A 19,505-nucleotide genomic window follows, 5' to 3' on the forward strand; every position below is an offset into this window, starting at 1 on the left:
CACTGTTCCCGCATGCTTGCCACGGCGGGCCGGGGACATCACCAGGGATCCTCCGATGATCTGCGCGCGGAGGCCGGTGCTCCGTTCGATCTCCTCGGCGGCGTCACGGAGTCTCCCGGGTCGCACGGTGATGGCCGTCATCGCGTCCTCCGTTCGTCGGCGCTGGGCCGAGTGGCTGGTGTTCGCCGGGTTCAGGGTAGCGCTCGGGGGCAGAACGTGCGGGTGCTGATCGGATGGCTCCGAGGTTTGGCCGGAAGCTGAATGATTGGATATATTCAGCCGAGTAGAGTCTGAATGAATTCATCCGCAGGGAGGCCGTGACATGGTGCAGCAGCAGGCAAGCGGGCCGCGTGAGGTGCGTGCGGCGCGGGGTACGGCGCTGACGACGCAGGGGTGGCAGCAGGAGGCGGCCCTGCGGATGCTGATGAACAACCTCGACCCCGAGGTGGCCGAGCACCCGTCGAAGCTGGTCGTCTACGGCGGCACCGGCAAGGCGGCGCGCGACTGGCGTTCCTTCGACGCCATGGTGAAGACGCTGCAGGGGCTGAAGCAGGACGAGACCATGCTGGTCCAGTCCGGGCGGCCGGTCGGCGTCATGCAGACGCACGAGTGGGCGCCGCGGGTCCTGATCGCCAACTCCAACCTGGTCGGCGACTGGGCCAACTGGGAGGAGTTCCGCCGGCTGGAGAGCCTCGGGCTCACCATGTACGGGCAGATGACCGCCGGGTCGTGGATCTACATCGGCACCCAGGGCATCCTCCAGGGCACCTACGAGACCTTCGCGGCCGTCGCCAACAAGCGGTTCAACGGCACGCTGGAGGGGACGATCACCCTCACCGCCGGCCTCGGCGGGATGGGCGGCGCCCAGCCGCTGGCCGTCACCATGAACGGCGGCGTGGCGATCTGCATCGACTGCGACCCGTCCCGGATCTCCCGCCGCATCGAGCACCGCTACCTGGACGTCGAGGCCAAGAACCTCTCGCACGCGCTGGAGCTGGCCACCGCCGCCCGCGACAAGAAGCAGCCGCTCTCCATCGGCCTGCTGGGCAACGCCGCCGAGCTGTTCCCGCAGCTGCTCGCGATGGACGCGCCGATCGACATCGTCACCGACCAGACCAGCGCCCACGACCCGCTGAGCTACCTGCCGCTCGGCGTCGCCTTCGACGACATGGCGACGTACGCGGCCGAGAAGCCCGCCGAGTTCACCCAGCGCTCGCGTGAGTCGATGGCCAAGCACGTCGAGGCGATGGTCGGCTTCCAGGACCGCGGCGCCGAGGTGTTCGACTACGGCAACTCGATCCGCGGCGAGGCCCAGCTGGCCGGTTACGACCGCGCCTTCGCCTTCCCCGGCTTCGTCCCCGCGTACATCCGCCCGCTGTTCTGCGAGGGCAAGGGCCCGTTCCGCTGGGCCGCCCTGTCCGGCGACCCCCAGGACATCCACAAGACCGACAAGGCCGTGCTCGACCTCTTCCCGGAGAACGAGTCGCTGCACCGCTGGATCAAGATGGCCCAGGAGAAGGTGCACTTCCAGGGCCTTCCGGCGCGCATCTGCTGGCTCGGCTACGGCGAGCGCGACAAGGCCGGCGAGCGCTTCAACGACATGGTCGCCTCCGGCGAGCTGTCCGCGCCGATCGTGATCGGCCGCGACCACCTGGACTGCGGCTCGGTGGCCTCCCCGTACCGGGAGACCGAGGCGATGCTGGACGGCTCCGACGCGATCGCCGACTGGCCGCTGCTCAACGCCATGGTCAACGTCGCCTCCGGCGCGTCCTGGGTCTCGATCCACCACGGCGGCGGCGTCGGCATCGGCCGCTCGATCCACGCGGGCCAGGTCACGGTGGCCGACGGCACCCCGCTGGCCGGCGAGAAGATCCGCCGGGTGCTCACCAACGACCCGGGCATGGGCGTCATCCGGCACGTCGACGCCGGCTACGACCGGGCCGACGAGGTCGCCGCCGAGCGTGGCGTGCGCATCCCGATGGGTGAGCTGTGAGCTTCGAAGAGATGTGGGCGGAGCTGCTCCCCGTGGGCCGCTCCGCCGCCTCCGGCGGCTACCGCCGCTTCGCCTGGAACTCCGCGGACGCCGAGTGCCGGGCCTGGTTCGAGGAGCAGGCCCGCAAGCGCGGCCTGACCTACGAGCTGGACCGCAACGGCAACCAGTGGGCCTGGCTCGGTGACCCGGCCGCCGGCGACGCGGTCGTCACCGGCTCCCACCTGGACTCCGTCCCGGACGGCGGCGCCTACGACGGTCCGCTCGGCGTGGTCTCCTCCTTCGCCGCGCTCGACGAACTGCGCAGCAGGAACGCCGCGCTCACCCGGCCGCTGGCGATCGTCAACTTCGGCGACGAGGAGGGCGCCCGGTTCGGCGTGGCCTGCATCGGCTCCCGTCTCACCGCCGGCGTGCTCGGCAGGGAGGCCGCGTACGAGCTGCGCGACGCCGACGGCGTCCGGCTGCCCGACGCGATGGAGAAGGCCGGCTACAACCCGGCCGCGATCGGCGCGGACGACGACCGGCTGGCCCGGATCGGCGCCTTCGTCGAACTCCACGTCGAGCAGGGCCGCTACCTGGCCGAGGACCAGCCGGTCGGCGTGGCCAGCGCGATCTGGCCGCACGGCCGCTGGCGGTTCGACTTCCACGGCGAGGCCAACCACGCCGGCACCACCCGGATCGAGGACCGCCGCGACCCGATGCTCACCTACGCCAACACCGTGCTCTCCGCGCGGAAGAAGGCGAAGCTGGCGGGCGCCCTGGCCACCTTCGGCAAGGTCGCCGTCGAGCCCAACGGCACCAACGCGATCGCCTCGCTGGTCCGCGGCTGGCTGGACTCCCGGGCCGCCGACGAGGCGACGCTCACCGGCCTGGTCGAGGAGATCGAGCGCGCCGCGTACGAGCGCGGCGAGCGCGACGGCGTCCGTGTGCAGCTGACCCGCGAGTCCTACACCCCGGTGGTGGACTTCGACGGGCCGCTGCGCGACCGGCTCGCCCGGCGGCTCAACCGGACCGGCACCCCCGGCGGCGTGCCGGTGCTGCCCACCGGCGCAGGACACGACGCCGGAATCCTGGCATCGGCGGTCCCGACCGCCATGCTGTTCGTACGTAACCCGAGCGGTGTCTCGCACTCCCCGGCCGAACACGCCGAGACGGCCGACTGCCTGGCCGGCGTCGCCGCCCTCGCCGACGTACTGGAGGACCTGGCGTGTCAGTAGGCCGTGCCGGAGGCGCGCAAACGACAACTTTCTGGGCGCAGTACGCCTGGCTGCCGCACGTCAACGGGCCGGTGGTCGAGCAGGACGTGCTGATCGCCACCGGCGCCGGCGGCCGGATCACCGACGTGACGCCGGACAGCGGGCCCTGCCCGCCCGGTGCCGTCCGGCTGGAGGGGCTGCTGCTGCCCGGCCAGGCCAACGCGCACTCGCACGCCTTCCACCGGGCGCTGCGCGGCAACGTCCAGGTCGGCTCCGGCACCTTCTGGACGTGGCGCGACACCATGTACCGGTTCGCCACCGCGCTCGACCCGGACAGCTACCTGGAGCTCGCCACCGCCGTCTACGCCGAGATGGCGCTGGCGGGGATCACCGCGGTCGGGGAGTTCCACTACCTGCACCACGCCCCCGGCGGCGTCCGCTACGACGACCCGAACGCGATGGGCGAGGCGCTGATCGAGGCCGCGTCCCGGGCCGGCATCCGGATCACCCTGCTGGACACCTGCTACCTGTCCTCCGGATTCGGCGCCGAGCCGACCAAGCCGCAGCTGCGGTTCAGCGACGGCGACGCCGACGCCTGGGCCGAGCGCGCCGCCGCGCTGAAGCCGCGCGAGCACGCCCGGATCGGCGCCGCGATCCACTCGGTGCGGGCGGTACCGGCCGAGCAGCTCGGCACCGTCGCGCACTGGTCGGCGATGCGCAAGGCCCCGTTGCACGTCCACCTCTCCGAGCAGACCGCCGAGAACGACGCCTGCCTCAACGCGCACGGCGTCACCCCGACCCGGCTGCTCGCCGACCACGGCGCCCTGGGGCCGCGCACCTCCGCCGTGCACGCCACCCACCTCACCGAGGAGGACGTCAAGCTCCTCACCGACTCCTCGACCGTCATCTGCATGTGTCCCACCACCGAGCGGGACCTCGCGGACGGCATCGGCCCGGCCCGCCAGCTGGCCTCGGCCGGCTGCCCGGTCACCCTCGGCAGCGACAGCCACGCCGTCATCGACCCGTTCGAGGAGGCCCGGGCACTGGAGCTGGACGAGCGGCTGCGCACCCGCACGCGGGGGCACTGGACGGCGAACGCGCTGCTGCGGGCCGGCACGGAGGACGGGCACGCCTCGCTCGGCTGGCCGGAGGCCGGGCGGGTCGAGGCCGGCTCGCTGGCCGACTTCACCGTGATCGCGCTGGACTCGGTGCGCACCGCGGGGCCGCCGCCCCGGCTCGGCGCCGAGATCGCGGTGTTCGCCGCCTCGGCCGCCGACGTGCGGCACGTGGTCGTCGGTGGCCGGCACGTGGTCAGGGACGGCGTGCACCAGCTGGTGCCGGACGTCCCGGGGGCCCTGCACTCGGCGATCGCCGCGCTGAGCTGCTGAGCCGTCGAACCTCCCTCAACTCCGGGGGCGGGCGGGGACCGATCCCGCCCGCCCCCGGGTCCATTTCGTTCGTGAAAGGTCCCACGTGAGCACCCCGAGCAGCCCGAAGACCGCCGGTATGCCGAGCACCCTGATCACCGGCATCGGAAGCCTGGTCACCAACGACCCCGCGCACGGTACCGGGCCGCTCGGCCTGCTCACCGACGCGGCCGTGGTGGTCGACGACGGCACGATCGCCTGGGTCGGCCCGGCCGCCGAGGCGCCGGCCGCCGACGAGCGCTTCGACGCCGCGGGCCGGGCGCTGCTGCCGGGCTTCGTCGACTCGCACGCCCACCTGGTCTTCGCGGGTGACCGCACCGCCGAGTTCAACGCCCGGATGTCCGGCCAGTCGTACAGCGCCGGGGGCATCCGCACCACGGTGGCCGCCACCCGGGCCGCGAGCGACGCCGAACTCGACGCCAACCTGGCCCGGTTCGTCCGCGAGGCACTGCGGCAGGGCACCACCGCGATCGAGTGCAAGTCGGGCTACGGGCTGACCGTCCAGGACGAGGCCCGGGCGCTGCGGATCGCCGCCTCCTACACCCCCGAGACCACCTACCTCGGCGCCCACGTCGTCGCCCCGGAGTACGCCGACGACCCGGCCGGCTACGTCGACCTGGTCACCGGCGACATGCTGGACGCCTGTGCGCCGTACGCCCGTTGGGTCGACGTGTTCTGCGAGAACGGCGCCTTCGACGGCGACCAGGCGCGGGCCGTCCTGACCGCCGGGATCGAGCGCGGGCTCACCCCCCGGGTGCACGCCAACCAGCTCTCCTACGGGCCGGGCGTGCAGCTCGCCGTCGAGCTGGGGGCGGCCTCCGCCGACCACTGCACCCATCTGACGGACGAGGACGTGGCCGCGCTGGCCGGTTCGGCGACGGTGGCCACCCTGCTGCCCGGCGCGGAGTTCTCCACCCGCGCCGCCTACCCGGACGCACGCCGACTGCTCGACGCGGGCGCCGTGGTCGCGCTCTCGACCGACTGCAACCCCGGCTCCAGCTTCACCAGTTCGATGGCGTTCTGCATCGCGGTCGCGGTGCGGGAGATGGGGATGACGCCGGACGAGGCGGTCTGGGCCGCCACCGCGGGCGGTGCGCACGCGCTGCGGCGCTCGGACGTCGGGACGGTGTCGGTGGGCGCCCGGGCCGACCTCCAGCTGCTGGACGCGCCCTCGCACGTCCACCTCGCCTACCGGCCGGGCGTGCCGCTGACGGCGGCGGTCTGGCGGGCGGGCGTGCGGGAGGTCTGAGCCGCGGCCCCCGCGCCCCGGGCGGGGCGCGGGGGAGCGCCGGTCAGGAGAGGCCCAGGGAACGCTTCAGGAACTCCAGCTGGTGGTGGTGGAGGTTCTCCGCCACCACCTCGTCGGCGGGCGTGTGGGTGGTGCCGCCGAGCGGCAGGAGCTCGTGCGGGCGGCCGGCGGCGAGCAGGGCGGCGGAGAGCCGCAGGGCGTGCACGGGGAACACGTTGTCGTCGGCGAGGCCGTGGACCAGCAGCAGCGGTCGGCGCAGCGCGGGCGCGTCACCGATCAGCGAGCAGGCGTCGTAGCGCCCGGGGTGCTCGTCCGGGTGGCCGAGGAATCGCTCCTGCCAGTGGGTGTCGTAGAGCCGCTGGTCGGTGGGGGCCGCCCCGGCGACGGCGGCGTGGAAGACGTCCGGGCGCCGCAGGACGGCGAGCGCGGCGAGGTAGCCGCCGTAGGACCAGCCGCGGATGGCGACCCGGTCGAGGTCGAGCAGCCCGGGCCGCAGGCGGGCGGCCGCGTGCAGGGCCTCGACCTGGTCCTCCAGGGCCGGGGTGGCCTTGTCCCCGAAGATCTCCTTCTCCCAGCGGGGGCCGCGCCCCGGGGTGCCGCGGCCGTCGACGGCCAGGACGGCGAAGCCCTGGTCGGCGAACCACTGCGAGACGAGGTCCCACCAGGCGCCGCCGGTGGTGACCTTCTGCAGCGCGGACCCGCCGTACGGGTCGAGCAGGACGGGCAGCGGGCCGTCCCCGGGGCGGTGGCCGGCCGGCAGGAAGAGCGCGGCGCGCAGCTCGCGCGGGCCGAGGCGGAGCGGTTCGGGGCGTGCGGCGAGGACGGGCGGCTGCGCGTACGAGGCCACCGGGAGCGCCGGCCGGCCGTCGCGCCGGACGGTGGTCCGGCCGGCGGGGGCTCCGGGCAGCCGGGTGGTGAGGACGAGCGTGCCGCCGCGCAGCACGCCGGTGTGGAGGCCGGGCCCGTCGCTCAGCCGCCGGAGGCCGTCGGCGGGGTCGTAGCACCACAGGTGGGTCTCGGTGGGCTCGTCGGTGGCGGTGAACAGCACCCGCTCGCCGTCCGTCCCGAGCACCGCGCGCAGCTGGAGCCCGTCCGGGGTGACGGGCCTGCCGTCGACGGTGAGGTGCCGGGTGTCGCCGTGGTCGGCGGAGCCGACCGGTGCGCCGCCCGCGGTGCGGGCCGGCAGGCCGGGGACGAGCTCGACCCAGTGCTCGTCGCGCTGCTCGGCGAGCAGCCGGGTGGTGCCGTCCGGGTCGATCGCGAGCGTGCGGACGGTGCGCTGGTCGCGGCTCTGCACGGCGGCGTACGGGCCGTGGCCGTCCCAGCCGGCGGCGGGCAGGTACTCGTACGCCGCCCGGTCCCAGCGGACCTCGGTACGGCCGCCGTCGAGGCCGAGCAGCCAGAGCGAGACGTCCGCGTTGGCGGTGCCGGCCAGCGGGTAGCGGATGACGCGCGGCCGCTGCTGCGGGTTGGCCGGGTCGGCGAGGTGGAGGCGGCTGAGCGGACGTTCGTCGACCCGGGCCGCGAGCAGCCCGGTGCCGTCCGGGGACCACCAGTGGCCGCGGGTGCGGAACATCGACTCGGCGGCGACGTGGTCGGCGACCCCGTACGCGACCTCCTGGGCCTCGGGTTCGGCGAGCGCGCGGTCGTCGGCGCCGTCCGTCCCGACCACGCGCAGGGCGCCGTCGCCGGCGTAGGCGATCCGGCGGCCGGCCGGGTCGAGGCGCGGGTCGTACACCGCGGTGGCGGTGGGGACGCACCGGACGGTGCCGTCGGTGGTGTCGGCGAGCCAGAGTGCGCCGCCGAGGGCGAAGGCGGCGAGCCGGCCGGCGGCGTCGGTGCTGAAGGAGGTGATGCCGGTGCCCAGGACCCGGGCCCGTTCGCGGCGGACGCGCTCGGCCTCGGGGACTTCGCCGCCGGGATCGCCGAGCGTCGCGGGATCGGCGACCAGCCGCTCCCCGCCGGTGGCGGTGTCCAGCGCCCAGAGGCAGCCGACCGGGTCGTCGCCGGCCCGGCTGCGCAGGAACAGCACGGTGCGGCCGTCGGCGGAGACGGCCGGGTGGGCGGGGGCGCCCAGGGTGAAGCGGCGGGTGCGGGCGAGCTGGCGGGGGAGGGTGTCGGTCGGCATCCGGACACCGTAGGCAGAAAGGGGCCGGGCGCGCTCGGGAAAACGGCTTCCGGTCGGGCGGGACCGGTGCGGGTGCCCCGTGCGGGCGCGCCCGGAAACACGGCCGGGGCCGGTGCGGATCTCAGGAATCCGCACCGGCCCCGGAGGCAGTGCCAGGTCGGCTGGGCGTCAGTGCACGTCGCCCATCAGCTTCACGACCTTCTTGCGGTACAGCGCCAGCCCGATGCCGGCCACGATGGCCATGGCGCCCTGGACCGCGAAGTACCCGGTGGAGCCGACGACCTTGTCGCCCAGGACCAGCTGGAAGATCGCCGCGACGCAGTCACCGGCGGTGACGGCGAGGAACCAGACACCCATCATCTGGCTGGCGTACTTCGCCGGGGCCAGCTTGGTGGTGACGGAGAGGCCGACCGGGGAGAGGGTCAGCTCACCGACGGTCTGGACCAGGTAGACCAGGGCCAGCCAGAGCGGGGTGACCTTGGTGCCGCCCGCGGCGGCGGCCATCGCCATCATCATGACCAGGAAGGACGCGCCGATCATCAGCAGACCGAAGGCGAACTTCACGGTGGTGCTGGGGTTCTTGCCCTTGCGGGACAGGGCCACCCAGAGCCAGGCGAAGACCGGGGCCAGCGCCATGATGTACAGCGGGTTCAGCGACTGGAACCAGGTCGACGGGAAGTTGAACCCGAACAGCGTGGACGCGGTGTTCTCATCCGCGAAGATGCTCAGCGTCGAGCCGGACTGGTCGTAGATCATCCAGAACACGGCGGCGGCGACGAAGAACCAGATGTAGCCGCTCATCCGGGACTGCTCGGTCTCGTCGAGGTCCTTGTCGCGCTTCACCTTGGCGAAGACGAACACCGGGATCGCGATGCCCGCGATCGACAGCGGCCAGATCGCCCAGTTGATGGTGAAGTGACCGGTCAGCGCGACGACGGCGTAGAACACCGTGGCCACGGCGAGCCAGAGGCCGGCCTTCTTGAAGATCGCGCTCTTCTCGGCCGCCGAGATCGGCGAGGTCACCACGTCGCTCTTGGCGCTCAGGTGACGGGTGCCGAGCAGGAACTGGCCCAGGCCGAGCGCCATGCCGACGCCGGCGAGGGCGAACCCGAGGTGCCAGTTGACGCTCTGGCCGACGGTGCCGATGACCAGCGGGGCGGCGAAGGCACCGAGGTTGATGCCCATGTAGAAGATCGTGAAGCCACCGTCGCGACGCGGGTCGTTCGGACCGTCGTAGAGGTGGCCGACCATCGTCGAGATGTTCGCCTTGAGCAGGCCGGAGCCGATCGCGATGAACGCGAGGCCGACGAAGAACGACACGCCGGCCGGGATCGCCAGCAGGAAGTGGCCGATCATGATGATCGAGCCGCCGACCGCGACGGTCTTGCGGGCGCCGAGGAAGCGGTCCGCGATCCAGCCGCCCGGCAGGGCGAGCAGGTAGACCATGGCCGTGTACACGCTGTAGACGGCGGCGGCGACGGCCGCCTTCATGCCGAGGCCGCCCTCAGCGACGGAGGCCGTCATGTAGAGCACCAGCAGGGCGCGCATGCCGTAGTAGCTGAAGCGCTCCCACATCTCGCTCATGAAGAGAGTGGCGAGTCCACGGGGGTGCCCGAGGAAGGTCTTGCCGCTGGGAGAGGCCGGCCGGAGGCCGGCGTCCAGGGTCGTAGACGCCATGTGTAGGGGTTCCTTGCCTGACAGCGTCCGCCAAGGGGGGTGGCAGCGGACGTGGACGGAACCACTCTACGTGGCGATATTTGGCGTCATCAGCTGACAAAAGACACCAATTAGGTATGGCGATGGCAAAGCCCGCGACAGATCCGCCTGCCTAATCAATGGTAGAGGCGACTTAAATCCTTCGGTTGCAAGATCGAAGCGCAGAATCTTCGCCGAACGGGCGGTCGGGACATGGTCGTTGAGCGGTGATCGCCGTCCGCATAACGATCACGCTCTGTGAACTAGCTCACAGCGCCAAAGGGGTTACCCCGGCGGACTACCATCACCACATGACCTGTGTGCTGCTCGCCGAGGACGATCCGGCGATCTCCGAACCGCTCGCCCGGGCCCTGCGACGCGAGGGCTATGAGGTGCTCGTCCGCGAGGACGGTCCGACCGCACTGGCCGCCGGACTCACCGAGGAGGTCGACCTCGTCGTCCTCGACCTCGGCCTGCCGGAGATGGACGGCCTGGAGGTCTGCCGCCGCCTGCGTGCCGACGGCAAGAGCTGCCCCGTCCTGGTGCTCACCGCCCGCGCCGACGAGGTGGACACCGTGGTCGGCCTGGACGCCGGAGCCGACGACTACGTCACCAAGCCCTTCCGGCTCGCCGAGCTGCTGGCCCGGGTCCGCGCCCTGCTCCGGCGCGGCAACGTCGACCAGCTCACCACCGGCGCGCACGGGGTGAAGATCGACATCGAGTCGCACCGCGCCTGGCTCGGCGAGGAGGAGCTGACCCTCTCCGCCAAGGAGTTCGAGCTGCTGCGGGTGCTGGTCCGGGACGCCGGCCGGGTGGTCACCCGCGAGGAGATCATGCGCCAGGTCTGGGACACCACCTGGTGGACCTCGACCAAGACGCTGGACATGCACATCTCCTGGCTGCGCAAGAAGCTCGGCGACGACGCGGCCAACCCCCGCTACATCGCCACCGTGCGCGGGGTCGGCTTCCGCTTCGAGAAGAATTAGCCGCGACACGGATCCATCCCCCGCAGGGGGTTCGCAACACCACGGGGAGCGGCAGCGTGAAACGCCGGATGATCAACTCGCTGCTGGGCGTCGTCCTGGTGGTGGTCGTGGTGTTCTGCGTACCGCTCGCCCTGGTCGAGAAGCGCACCATCGTCAACTCGGCCCAGGACCGGGTGGACGCCGCCGCCGTCCGGGTCCTGGCCCTGGTGGAGAACCGGCTCGCCGCGGGCGAGCCGGTCACCGGTGACAAGTTCGTCAACCAGGTCACCGACGGCCAGTACGTCGAGGTGGACATCCCCGGCCAGACCCCCGTCTCCAGCGGCGAGCGGCCGGCCGGGAACCATCTGCTGAAGGCCGTCGAGCAGGGCGCCAGCGGTGAGACCGTCACCGTCGAGCAGTCCCGGGAGGCGGTCGACCACGAGATCGCCAACATGCTGCTGCTGCTCGGCGTGGTCGCCCTGCTCGCCGTCCAGGCCGCCGTCGCCCTCGCCGTCTGGCAGGCCAAGCGGCTCGCCCGCCCGCTCACCGACCTCGCCGAGACCGCCGAACGGCTCGGCTCCGGCGACCCCCGCCCGCGCGACCGCCGCTACGGGGTGCCCGAGCTCGACCGGGTCGCCGAGGTGCTGGACGTCAGCGCCGAGCGGATCGCCCGGATGCTCACCGCCGAACGCCGGCTCGCCGCCGACGCCTCGCACCAGCTGCGCACCCCGCTCACCGCGCTCTCCATGCGGCTGGAGGAGATCACCGCGCTCGCCGAGGAACCGGAGACCGTCAAGGAGGAGGCGACCATCGCCCTCCAGCAGGTCGAGCGGCTCACCGACGTCGTCCAGCGGCTGCTCACCACCCAGCGCGACCCGCGCAGCCCCACCGCCGTCGCCTTCGACCTGGACGACGTGGTCAAGCAGCAGGTGGAGGAGTGGGGCCCGTCGCTGCGCGGCACCGGCCGGGTGCTCCAGCTGGAGGGCCTGCGCGGGGTCACCGCGGTCGGCACCCCGGGGACGGTGGCACAGGTGCTCGCCACCCTGATCGAGAACTCGCTGATGCACGGCGCCGGGACGATCACGCTGCGGGTGCGGCCGTCCGGGACGTCCGTGGTGGTCGAGGTGCAGGACGAGGGTGCCGGGGTGCCGCCGGAGCTGGGCAACCGGGTCTTCGAGCGCGCGGTCAGCGGGCGCAACTCGACCGGCATCGGCCTGGCCGTCGCCCGCGACCTCGCGGAGGCGGACGGCGGCCGGCTCGAACTGCTGTCGCTGAAGCCGGCGGTGTTCGCGCTCTTCCTGGGGCGGAGCCGCAGGGACGACTAGCGCAGCCTGGGGCGGAGCCGCAGGGACGACTGGCGCAGCCTGGGGCGGAGCCGCAGGGACGACTGGCGCAGCCTGGGGCGGAGCCGCAGGGACGACTGGCGCGGCCTGGGGCGGCAGGTGCGGAAATCAGCTCCTCTCAGTGGTGGCTGACCTGGAAGCAGGCCACGTCGTACTGGGAGGTCTCGCTGTAGTGCTGGCCTCCGGTGCCGCCGTTGGCGCTGTTGATGCCGGGTTCGTTGAACGGCGAGCCGGGTGAGCCGGCGGCGTGGCCGGGAGTGGTCCCGCCGGCGGCCTCGATGTCCTGGCAGGACTGGCTCGGCTGACCGGTGCCGCCGGGGTTGGCCGCGGCCACGGCGGTGGCGGCGCCGCCGAGGCAGAGCAGAGCGGAGAGGATGCCTGCGGCTACGGAGCGAAGCATCGTGCCCTCCTGGTGAAGGTGGTTTCGGGTAAGTCCTACCCACCAGGTAGTACGCCGAGCTGGCGCATAAGACTCATCACGTCCCACTGCCACCAGCCTTCGCAGATCATGCCGTCGCGGAAGCGGAAGGTCGTCGTGCCGCGCCCGACCACCGACTTGCCGGTGGACGGCACTCCCATGAAGTCGGCCTTCTGCGTGGCGTGCCAGGTCCACCGGGTGGCGACCTCATCGCCCTCGGCGATCTGGCTCTCGGCCGCGAAGGTGAAGTCGAAGGCTCCGACGTAGCCGCTGCAGCGCTCCTTGAACGCGGCCGGGCCGACCGCGTCACCCTCGCTGCCGTAGTCGTGGTCGCAGTAGTCGGAGGTCATGAGCTCGTCGATCACGCCGAGGTTGCCCCTGGAGATCTCCTCCAGCAGCCGGGTCGCGGCGGCCTTGTTGAACTGCGTGTCGCGGACCACGTCCAGGTCGGTGAAGGTCGGCGGCTCTTCGCAGAGCGCGACCATCTCCCGGAAGATCCGGTCGGTCTCGGGCAGGTGGGAGTTCTTCATGGCCTCCTCGTACGAGGCGAACTCCACGATCTCCACGACGTGCTTGGTGTCGGAGCGGTCCGTGGCGACCACCGCGTGGCCGGCGGTCCGCCTGCCCCTGGTCTGCTCGGCCCAGCTGTCCATGAGCCGGTTGAGGTCGTCCAACCTGTCGGTCTTGCAGTCGATGATCTGGACGAACGCCATGGCGAGCCTCCTGGGTACCCCCCGTGGCCTCGATCGTCCGCAAGCCGCGCTCGCCCTCGGTAACCACTGTCCTCTTGCCGGGGCGGGCCGGGCAACCGGAGACGGGCCCTACTCGGCCTTGGCGTACCGGATCTCCTCGGCGGCCAGCATGAGTTCGGCCTGCGCCGCCAGCCCGCTGCCGGGCTCCGGGGCGGTGGCCGGCTCGGGGATGGCCGTGAACACCCAGGTCCGGTACGAGATGAAGCGGAACACCGTGGCCACCGCGAGGCCTGCCACCTTGGCGGCCAGCTGCTCGAAGTGCGAGTCGAGGCCCAGCACGTAGACGGAGAAGCCCAGCACGCCGGTCTCGATGAGCATCCCGGCACCGCTGAACAGCAGGAAGAGCGTGATCTCGCGCTTGCGGGAGGCGGCGTCGCGGTCCCGGTACAGCCAGTAGCGGTAGCCGAGGTAGTTGGTGGCGATGGCGACCAGCGTCGCGGCGATGTTGGAGCGCAGGGACGCCAGGTGCAGGCCGTTGATGCAGATCCAGAAGACGGCGAAGTTGACCACCACGCCGCTGAGGCCGACGAAGCCGAACTTCACCACCTCGCCCGACAAGCCGCGCAGTTTCTGCACCAGCGAGGGGTTCGACGCTTCGGTCGTCGCCATACCGGGCTGCCTCCATGTACCTGCGGACGAGGGACCCGGAGCGGGGGTGCTCGGCCGGCCCTTGAGCCCTGCGTGCACGCACATGATCGGACCACGCGTACCAGGACCTAGCGGTCCAGGCTACCCGCTTCCGCCGTTCGGCTCAGCCCCGCGGGCCCCGTGCTCTCCGGGACGCCCTCCGGCGGCGGAGCGGTTCCACGGGCTCCCACCGGCCCGGATATCCTGGCGGGGTGACTTCCCCGGGCAATGCGAATTTTCCAGTGGTGGGCATGATCGGCGGCGGGCAGTTGGCCCGCATGGCACACCAGGCGGGCATCCCGCTCGGGGTCAGGTTCAAACTCCTCGCCGACACGCCCCAGGACTCCGCCGCACAGGTGGTTTCCGACGTCGTCCTCGGTGACTACCGCGATCTCGACACGCTTCGCCGCTTCGCGGCCGGCTGCGACGTGATCACCTTCGACCACGAGCACGTGCCGACCGAGCACCTGCGGGCGCTGCAGGCCGACGGCGTTGCCGTCCGGCCCGGCCCGGAGGCACTGGTCAACGCCCAGGACAAGGGCGTGATGCGGGCGAAGCTCGACTCCATCGGCGTGCCCTGCCCCCGGCACCGGATCGTCGCCGACCCGGCCGACGTCACCGCCTTCGCGGCGGAGGGCGACGGTTACCCGGTCGTGCTGAAGACCGTCCGCGGCGGCTACGACGGCAAGGGCGTCTGGGTCGTCGACGACGAGCAGGAGGCGCAGGCGCCGTTCCTGGCCGGCGTCGCGGTGCTGGCCGAGGAGAAGGTCGACTTCGTCCGCGAGCTGGCCGCCAACGTGGTCCGCTCGCCCAGCGGCCAGGCCGTCGCCTACCCGGTGGTGGAGAGCCTCCAGGAGAACGGCGTCTGTGCCGAGGTCACCGCCCCGGCCCCGGACCTCGACCCCGCGCTGTCGGACGAGGCCCAGCAGCTGGCCCTGCGGATCGCCGGCGAGCTGGACATCACCGGCCACCTCGCGGTCGAGCTGTTCCAGACCAGGGACGGCCGCATCCTGGTCAACGAGCTGGCCATGCGCCCGCACAACTCCGGGCACTGGACCCAGGACGGCGCCGTCACCTCGCAGTTCGAGAACCACCTGCGGGCGGTCCTCGACCTGCCGCTCGGCGACCCCCGGCCGCGCGCCAGGTGGACCGTCATGGTCAACGTCCTCGGCGGCGACTACCCGGACATGTACCACGCCTTCCTGCACTGCATGGCCCGTGACCCGGGCCTGCGGATCCACATGTACGGGAAGGACGTGAAGCCCGGCCGCAAGGTCGGCCACGTCAACGTCTTCGGGGACGACCTCGACGACGTCCGCGAGCGCGCCCGTCACGCGGCCGCCTACCTGCGAGGAACGATCACCGAATGACCTCCCCCCTTGTCGGCATCGTGATGGGCTCGGACTCCGACTGGCCCGTGATGGAGGCCGCCGCCCAGGCCCTCGACGAGTTCGAGATCCCCTACGAGGTGGACGTCGTCTCTGCGCACCGGATGCCGCGCGAGATGGTCGCGTACGGCGAGAAGGCGCACACCCGCGGGCTGAAGGCGATCATCGCCGGTGCCGGCGGCGCGGCCCACCTGCCGGGCATGCTGGCCTCGGTCACCCCGCTGCCGGTCATCGGCGTGCCGGTGCCGCTGCGCTACCTGGACGGCATGGACAGCCTGCTGTCGATCGTCCAGATGCCGGCCGGCGTGCCGGTGGCCACCGTCTCGGTGGCGGGCGCGCGCAACGCGGGCCTGCTGGCGGTGCGGATGCTGGCGGCGTTCGACCCGGAGCTGACCGAGCGGATGACCGACTTCCAGGCCGAGCTGAACAGCCAGGCCACCGAGAAGGGGAAGAAGCTGCGGGCCAAGGTGGCGGGTTCCCCCTCCTTCGGCTTTGGAAAGTAGTCACATCGGATACAACAGCTCGTATGACCTCTGAGCTGCTGGACTCCTCCACCCCGTCGGACTCCGCCGCACTGCTGGAGCGTGCCCGGGCCGTCCTCCGCGACACCCCCGTGGTGGACGGCCACAACGACCTCCCCTGGGCGATGCGCGAGCAGGCCGGTTACGACCTCGACGCGGTCGACCTGGCCGCCGACCAGCGCGACCGCCTGCACACCGACCTCGCCCGCCTCGCCGCGGGCGGGGTCGGCGCGCAGTTCTGGTCCGTCTACGTCCCCTCCCGGCTGGCCGGGGACCACGCGGTCAGCGCCACCCTGGAGCAGATCGACTTCGTCCGGGCCCTGGCCGGGCGCTTCCCCGACCGGCTGCGGCTCGCGGCCACCGCCGCCGACATGGAGGCCGCCCGCGCCGAGGGCCGGATCGCCTCCCTGATGGGCGCCGAGGGCGGCCACTCCATCGACTGCTCGCTCGCCACCCTGCGGGCCCTCCACGCGCTCGGCGTCCGGTACCTGACGCTCACCCACAACGACAACACCCCGTGGGCCGACTCCGCCACCGACAAGCCGGCCGCCGGAGGCCTGACCCCGTTCGGCGAGGAGGTCGTCCGGGAGATGAACCGGCTCGGCATGCTGGTCGACCTCTCGCACGTCTCCGCCGACACCATGCGCGACGCGCTGCGGGTCAGCGAGGCGCCGGTGCTCTTCTCGCACTCCTCCTCGCGCGCCGTCTGCGACCACCCGCGCAACATCCCGGACGACGTGCTCGCGCAGCTGCCCGCCAACGGCGGCGTCGCGATGGCCACCTTCGTGCCCAAGTTCATCCTGCCCGCCGCCATCGAGTGGACCGCCGCCGCCGACGAGAACATGCGCGCCCACGGCTTCGACCACCTCGACACCACCCCGGCCGGCATGGCCTGCCAGCGCGCCTTCGAGGAGGCCAACCCGCGCCCGGTCGCCACCCCGGCCACCGTGGCCGACCACCTCGACCACATGCGCGAGGTGGCCGGCGTCGACCACATCGGCATCGGCGGCGACTTCGACGGCACCGCCTTCCTCCCGGCCGGGCTCGACGACGTGGCCGGCTACCCCAACCTGATCGCCGAGCTGCTGCGGCGCGGCTGGTCGGAGGCCGACCTCGGGAAGCTCACCTGGCACAACGCGGTGCGCGTCCTGCGCGACGCCGAGGCCGTCGCCCGCGACCTCCAGGCCACCCGCGGCCCGTCCATCGCCACCATCGGCCGGCTGGACGGCTGAGCCGTTGGCTCTGCCCCCCGGGGCGGACGGGAGCGTGACCGGTGTGGAGGACACCCGGAAACCCAGCTGGGCACAGGCGAATCCGCCCGTCGGTCACGGCTCCCGTCCGGTAGCGGGTCAGCCGAGCAGCGGGATCTCGATGGCCGGGCACCTGTCCATCACCATCGCGACCCCGGCGGCCGTGGTCCGCTCGTAGGCGGCCTCGTCGACCACGCCGAGCTGGAACCAGACCGCCTTCGCCCCGGCGGCGACCGCCTGGTCGGCCACCTCGCCGGCCAGGTGGCTGTTCACGAAGACGTCCACGACGTCGACGGCGAACGGGATCTCGGCGAGCGAGGAGTACCCCCGCTCGCCGAGGACCGTCTCGGCCTTGGGGTGGACGGGCACGATGCGCTTGCCGTAGCGCTGGAGGACGCGGGCGACACCGTGGGCCGCGCGGGCGGTGTTGGTGGAGAGGCCGACCACCGCCCAGGTGTCGCCCCGGGCGGTGAGGATGTCGCGGACCGTCGCGTCGTCGCCGTAGCTCGTCATGCCGGTGACAACTGAGCTCCGGCGCCCGGGATTCCCCGGGGCCGGGGCCGCTAGCTCGGGCGGCCGAGCGCCCGGTACGTCCAGCCGGCCGCGCGCCAGGCGTCGGCGTCCAGGGCGTTGCGGCCGTCCAGCAGGCGGCGCTCGGCGACCACCGCGCCCAGCTCCTCCGGGTCGAGGGCGCGGAACTCCTGCCACTCGGTGAGGTGCAGCACCACGTGGGCGCCCTCGGCGGCCTCCAGCGGCGAGTCCGCGTAGGCCAGGCCGGGGAACATCTTGCGGGCGTTGTCCATCGCCTTCGGGTCGTACACCGTGACCTGGGCGCCCTGGAGCTGGATCTGGGCGGCCACGTTGAGCGCGGGCGAGTCCCGGATGTCGTCCGAGTTCGGCTTGAAGGCGGCGCCGAGGACGGCGACCCGGCGGCCGAGGAAGCCGCCGTCGCACTGCTCGCGGGCCAGCTCGACCATCCGGGAGCGGCGGCGCATGTTGATCGAGTCGACCTCGCGCAGGAAGGTCAGCGCCTGGTCGGCGCCCAGCTCACCGGCCCGGGCCATGAACGCGCGGATGTCCTTGGGCAGGCAGCCGCCGCCGAAGCCGAGGCCGGCGTTGAGGAACTTGCGGCCGATCCGCTCGTCGTGGCCGAGCGCGGTGGAGAGCAGCGTCACGTCGGCGCCGGCGGCCTCGCAGACCTCCGCCATCGCGTTGATGAACGAGATCTTGGTGGCCAGGAAGGAGTTGGCGGCGGCCTTGACCAGCTCGGCGGTGGCGTAGTCGGTGACCACGAACGGCACCCCGGCCGCGATCGGGTCCGCGTACACCTCGCGCAGGAGCTGCTCGGCGCGCCCGCCGCGCGTGCCGACCACGATCCGGTCCGGTCGCAGGGTGTCCTGGACGGCGAAGCCCTCGCGCAGGAACTCCGGGTTCCAGGCGAGCTCGGCGCCCTCCCCGACCGGGGCCAGCGCGGCCAGCCGCTCGGCCAGCCGGCTCGCCGAGCCGACCGGCACGGTGGACTTGCCGACCACCAGCACCGGACGGGTCAGGTGCGGGGCGAGGGCGTCGATCGCGGCGTCCACGTACGACATGTCGGCGGCGAACTCGCCCTTGCGCTGCGGGGTGTTGACGCAGACGAAGTGCACGTCGCCGAACTCCGCGGCCTCCTGGGCGGAGGTGGTGAAGCGCAGCCGGCCGGTCGAACCCTCGTGGCCCACCACGTGCTTGAGCAGCAGCTCGGACAGCCCCGGCTCGTACATCGGGACCCGGCCGGCGCTCAGCGTGGCGATCTTCTCCGGGTCGACGTCCAGCCCCAGCACCTCGAAGCCGAACTCCGCCATGGCGGCGGCGTGGGTGGCGCCGAGATAACCGGTGCCGATCACGGAGATGCGGAGGGCCACGGGTTCCCCTTTGCGGAATCTCGACCTGGGCGGGTGCGGGTGGACATGACGTGCGAGCACCGATGCTATCCGCCCGTACGGGTGCCGCCCAGGCGGTCCCGGCAGCACCGGGTTTTCGGCCGTGGGGAGCGTGGTTTCCGGGCAGGACACGGCGCGCGGTGCCGGCGGGGCGCGATCTCGGCCGAACCCCGGTGCGTGAGGTGTGACCGGCGGCACAATGCGCGCATGGATTCGAACCCGGGGAGTACGGACGAACCCGAGGGCGTCCGGGAGGCGGCCGGGCTCAGCCTCGCCGTTCGGCGGCTTCGACACCCGGGACGGCCGGAGCGCCGTCCTGACGGCCGGGCGCCCGGCCGCGCAGCTCTGGGAGGCGATGCGCACCGACCGGATGCCGCAGTACTTCGAGGATCACCGGACGGGCGACACCCTCGGCGCGGACGTCGACCGAACCTAGGCAGCCGCAGGTCGGAGCCCTAGGATCTACTTAACGGTAGCTAACTGACTTCACTCCTTCATCACACGAACGAGGCGGGAATCATGGCGGGCAGCGCAGGAGCGGCGGACTTCGATCTCTTCCGGATCTCCGAGGAGCACGAGATGCTCCGTGAGGCGGTGCGTTCGCTGGCCGAGGCGAAGATCGCTCCGTTCGCGGCGG

General features: G+C 72.5%; 17 protein-coding genes and 1 pseudogene. 11 read left to right on the forward strand and 7 right to left on the reverse strand.

Translation table 11 applies throughout. From position 1 onward, the window contains the following. Positions 1–322 precede the first annotated feature (322 nt). The 4 genes from hutU to hutI all read left to right on the forward strand — a co-directional run bounded on the left by hutU (position 323) and on the right by hutI (position 5,862). The gene (gene hutU / locus ACFC1F_RS28345; protein ID WP_148644529.1) at positions 323–1,993 is read left to right on the forward strand and encodes a urocanate hydratase; all 1,671 of its coding nucleotides are present in this window, start codon (positions 323–325) and stop codon (positions 1,991–1,993) included. Between the two features lie 11 nt (positions 1,994–2,004). Then, entirely contained in the window at positions 2,005–3,207 is a 1,203-nt protein-coding gene (locus tag ACFC1F_RS28350) for an allantoate amidohydrolase (RefSeq protein ID WP_376162491.1), read from the forward strand. Further along, the gene (locus tag ACFC1F_RS28355) at positions 3,198–4,574 is read left to right on the forward strand and encodes a formimidoylglutamate deiminase (RefSeq protein WP_376162472.1); all 1,377 of its coding nucleotides are present in this window, start codon (positions 3,198–3,200) and stop codon (positions 4,572–4,574) included. Before ACFC1F_RS28350 ends, ACFC1F_RS28355 begins: the two co-directional genes overlap by 10 nt. 118 nt (positions 4,575–4,692) lie before the next feature. Beyond that, positions 4,693–5,862, forward strand: coding sequence for an imidazolonepropionase (gene hutI / locus ACFC1F_RS28360; RefSeq protein WP_209417381.1), 1,170 nt, complete (start codon positions 4,693–4,695; stop codon positions 5,860–5,862). 43 nt (positions 5,863–5,905) lie between these two features. Here the strand turns inward: hutI and ACFC1F_RS28365 are convergent, their stop codons facing one another. Further along, complete coding sequence (locus tag ACFC1F_RS28365) at positions 5,906–7,990, reverse strand: prolyl oligopeptidase family serine peptidase (protein ID WP_376162474.1); 2,085 nt, start codon at positions 7,988–7,990, stop codon at positions 5,906–5,908. 168 nt (positions 7,991–8,158) lie between these two features. After that, a complete protein-coding gene (locus ACFC1F_RS28370) occupies positions 8,159–9,667 on the reverse strand; it encodes a peptide MFS transporter (RefSeq protein ID WP_376162476.1) in 1,509 nt (502 codons plus the stop codon). A gap of 329 nt (positions 9,668–9,996) precedes the next feature. On the opposite strand from ACFC1F_RS28370, the gene ACFC1F_RS28375 reads away from it, so the two are divergent. Further along, a complete protein-coding gene (locus ACFC1F_RS28375) occupies positions 9,997–10,671 on the forward strand; it encodes a response regulator transcription factor (protein ID WP_030290974.1) in 675 nt (224 codons plus the stop codon). 56 nt (positions 10,672–10,727) lie between these two features. Beyond that, positions 10,728–11,975 carry an ATP-binding protein gene (locus ACFC1F_RS28380; protein WP_209417359.1) on the forward strand — a complete coding sequence of 416 codons (1,248 nt, stop codon included), beginning with the start codon at positions 10,728–10,730 and terminating at the stop codon, positions 11,973–11,975. A gap of 136 nt (positions 11,976–12,111) precedes the next feature. Here the strand turns inward: ACFC1F_RS28380 and ACFC1F_RS28385 are convergent, their stop codons facing one another. The 3 genes from ACFC1F_RS28385 to ACFC1F_RS28395 form a co-directional block, all read right to left on the reverse strand. After that, entirely contained in the window at positions 12,112–12,393 is a 282-nt protein-coding gene (locus ACFC1F_RS28385; RefSeq protein ID WP_376162478.1) for a hypothetical protein, read from the reverse strand. Between the two features lie 35 nt (positions 12,394–12,428). Next, positions 12,429–13,124 carry an ester cyclase gene (locus tag ACFC1F_RS28390; protein ID WP_376162480.1) on the reverse strand — a complete coding sequence of 232 codons (696 nt, stop codon included), beginning with the start codon at positions 13,122–13,124 and terminating at the stop codon, positions 12,429–12,431. Between the two features lie 108 nt (positions 13,125–13,232). Next, a complete protein-coding gene (locus tag ACFC1F_RS28395) occupies positions 13,233–13,772 on the reverse strand; it encodes a GtrA family protein (protein ID WP_209417356.1) in 540 nt (179 codons plus the stop codon). A 269-nt stretch (positions 13,773–14,041) separates the two neighbouring features. Between ACFC1F_RS28395 and ACFC1F_RS28400 the strand changes: the two genes are divergently transcribed. The 3 genes from ACFC1F_RS28400 to ACFC1F_RS28410 are packed head-to-tail and all read left to right on the forward strand — an operon-like array spanning position 14,042 to position 16,931. Next, positions 14,042–15,160 carry a 5-(carboxyamino)imidazole ribonucleotide synthase gene (locus ACFC1F_RS28400; protein WP_245206387.1) on the forward strand — a complete coding sequence of 373 codons (1,119 nt, stop codon included), beginning with the start codon at positions 14,042–14,044 and terminating at the stop codon, positions 15,158–15,160. Continuing rightward, on the forward strand, positions 15,157–15,681 hold the full coding sequence (purE, locus tag ACFC1F_RS28405) for a 5-(carboxyamino)imidazole ribonucleotide mutase (protein ID WP_148644537.1): 525 nt from the start codon (positions 15,157–15,159) through the stop codon (positions 15,679–15,681). The genes ACFC1F_RS28400 and purE overlap by 4 nt, the downstream gene beginning before the upstream one ends. A gap of 23 nt (positions 15,682–15,704) precedes the next feature. Further along, positions 15,705–16,931, forward strand: a complete 1,227-nt coding sequence (locus tag ACFC1F_RS28410) for a dipeptidase (protein WP_376162483.1) — start codon at positions 15,705–15,707, stop codon at positions 16,929–16,931. A 117-nt stretch (positions 16,932–17,048) separates the two neighbouring features. Here the strand turns inward: ACFC1F_RS28410 and ACFC1F_RS28415 are convergent, their stop codons facing one another. Together ACFC1F_RS28415 and ACFC1F_RS28420 are read right to left on the reverse strand one after the other, a co-directional pair. Continuing rightward, complete coding sequence (locus ACFC1F_RS28415) at positions 17,049–17,462, reverse strand: CoA-binding protein (RefSeq protein WP_376162485.1); 414 nt, start codon at positions 17,460–17,462, stop codon at positions 17,049–17,051. A 50-nt stretch (positions 17,463–17,512) separates the two neighbouring features. Further along, positions 17,513–18,850 (reverse strand): UDP-glucose dehydrogenase family protein, encoded by a 1,338-nt coding sequence (locus tag ACFC1F_RS28420; protein ID WP_376162487.1) that lies wholly within the window; start codon positions 18,848–18,850, stop codon positions 17,513–17,515. A gap of 217 nt (positions 18,851–19,067) precedes the next feature. Between ACFC1F_RS28420 and ACFC1F_RS28425 the strand changes: the two genes are divergently transcribed. Beyond that, positions 19,068–19,304, forward strand: a complete 237-nt coding sequence (locus ACFC1F_RS28425) for a hypothetical protein (protein ID WP_376162489.1) — start codon at positions 19,068–19,070, stop codon at positions 19,302–19,304. Positions 19,305–19,387: 83 nt separating this feature from the next. Continuing rightward, positions 19,388–19,505: pseudogene (locus ACFC1F_RS28430) on the forward strand (acyl-CoA dehydrogenase); the annotation flags it as partial.

It is taken from the genome of Kitasatospora sp. NPDC056181 (assembly GCF_042266225.1).
GTDB lineage: Bacteria > Actinomycetota > Actinomycetes > Streptomycetales > Streptomycetaceae > Kitasatospora.

Coding starts and splice junctions, on each gene's coding strand:
- hutU (WP_148644529.1), top strand. CDS start 323: ATGGTGCAGCAGCAGGCAAGCGGGCCGCGTGAGGTGCGTGCGGCGCGG.
- ACFC1F_RS28350 (WP_376162491.1), top strand. CDS start 2,005: ATGTGGGCGGAGCTGCTCCCCGTGGGCCGCTCCGCCGCCTCCGGCGGC.
- hutI (WP_209417381.1), top strand. CDS start 4,693: ATGCCGAGCACCCTGATCACCGGCATCGGAAGCCTGGTCACCAACGAC.
- ACFC1F_RS28365 (WP_376162474.1), bottom strand. CDS start 7,990: ATGCCGACCGACACCCTCCCCCGCCAGCTCGCCCGCACCCGCCGCTTC.
- ACFC1F_RS28370 (WP_376162476.1), bottom strand. CDS start 9,667: ATGGCGTCTACGACCCTGGACGCCGGCCTCCGGCCGGCCTCTCCCAGC.
- ACFC1F_RS28375 (WP_030290974.1), top strand. CDS start 9,997: ATGACCTGTGTGCTGCTCGCCGAGGACGATCCGGCGATCTCCGAACCG.
- ACFC1F_RS28385 (WP_376162478.1), bottom strand. CDS start 12,393: ATGCTTCGCTCCGTAGCCGCAGGCATCCTCTCCGCTCTGCTCTGCCTC.
- ACFC1F_RS28390 (WP_376162480.1), bottom strand. CDS start 13,124: ATGGCGTTCGTCCAGATCATCGACTGCAAGACCGACAGGTTGGACGAC.
- ACFC1F_RS28395 (WP_209417356.1), bottom strand. CDS start 13,772: ATGGCGACGACCGAAGCGTCGAACCCCTCGCTGGTGCAGAAACTGCGC.
- ACFC1F_RS28400 (WP_245206387.1), top strand. CDS start 14,042: ATGATCGGCGGCGGGCAGTTGGCCCGCATGGCACACCAGGCGGGCATC.
- purE (WP_148644537.1), top strand. CDS start 15,157: ATGACCTCCCCCCTTGTCGGCATCGTGATGGGCTCGGACTCCGACTGG.
- ACFC1F_RS28410 (WP_376162483.1), top strand. CDS start 15,705: ATGACCTCTGAGCTGCTGGACTCCTCCACCCCGTCGGACTCCGCCGCA.
- ACFC1F_RS28415 (WP_376162485.1), bottom strand. CDS start 17,462: ATGACGAGCTACGGCGACGACGCGACGGTCCGCGACATCCTCACCGCC.
- ACFC1F_RS28425 (WP_376162489.1), top strand. CDS start 19,068: ATGCGCGCATGGATTCGAACCCGGGGAGTACGGACGAACCCGAGGGCG.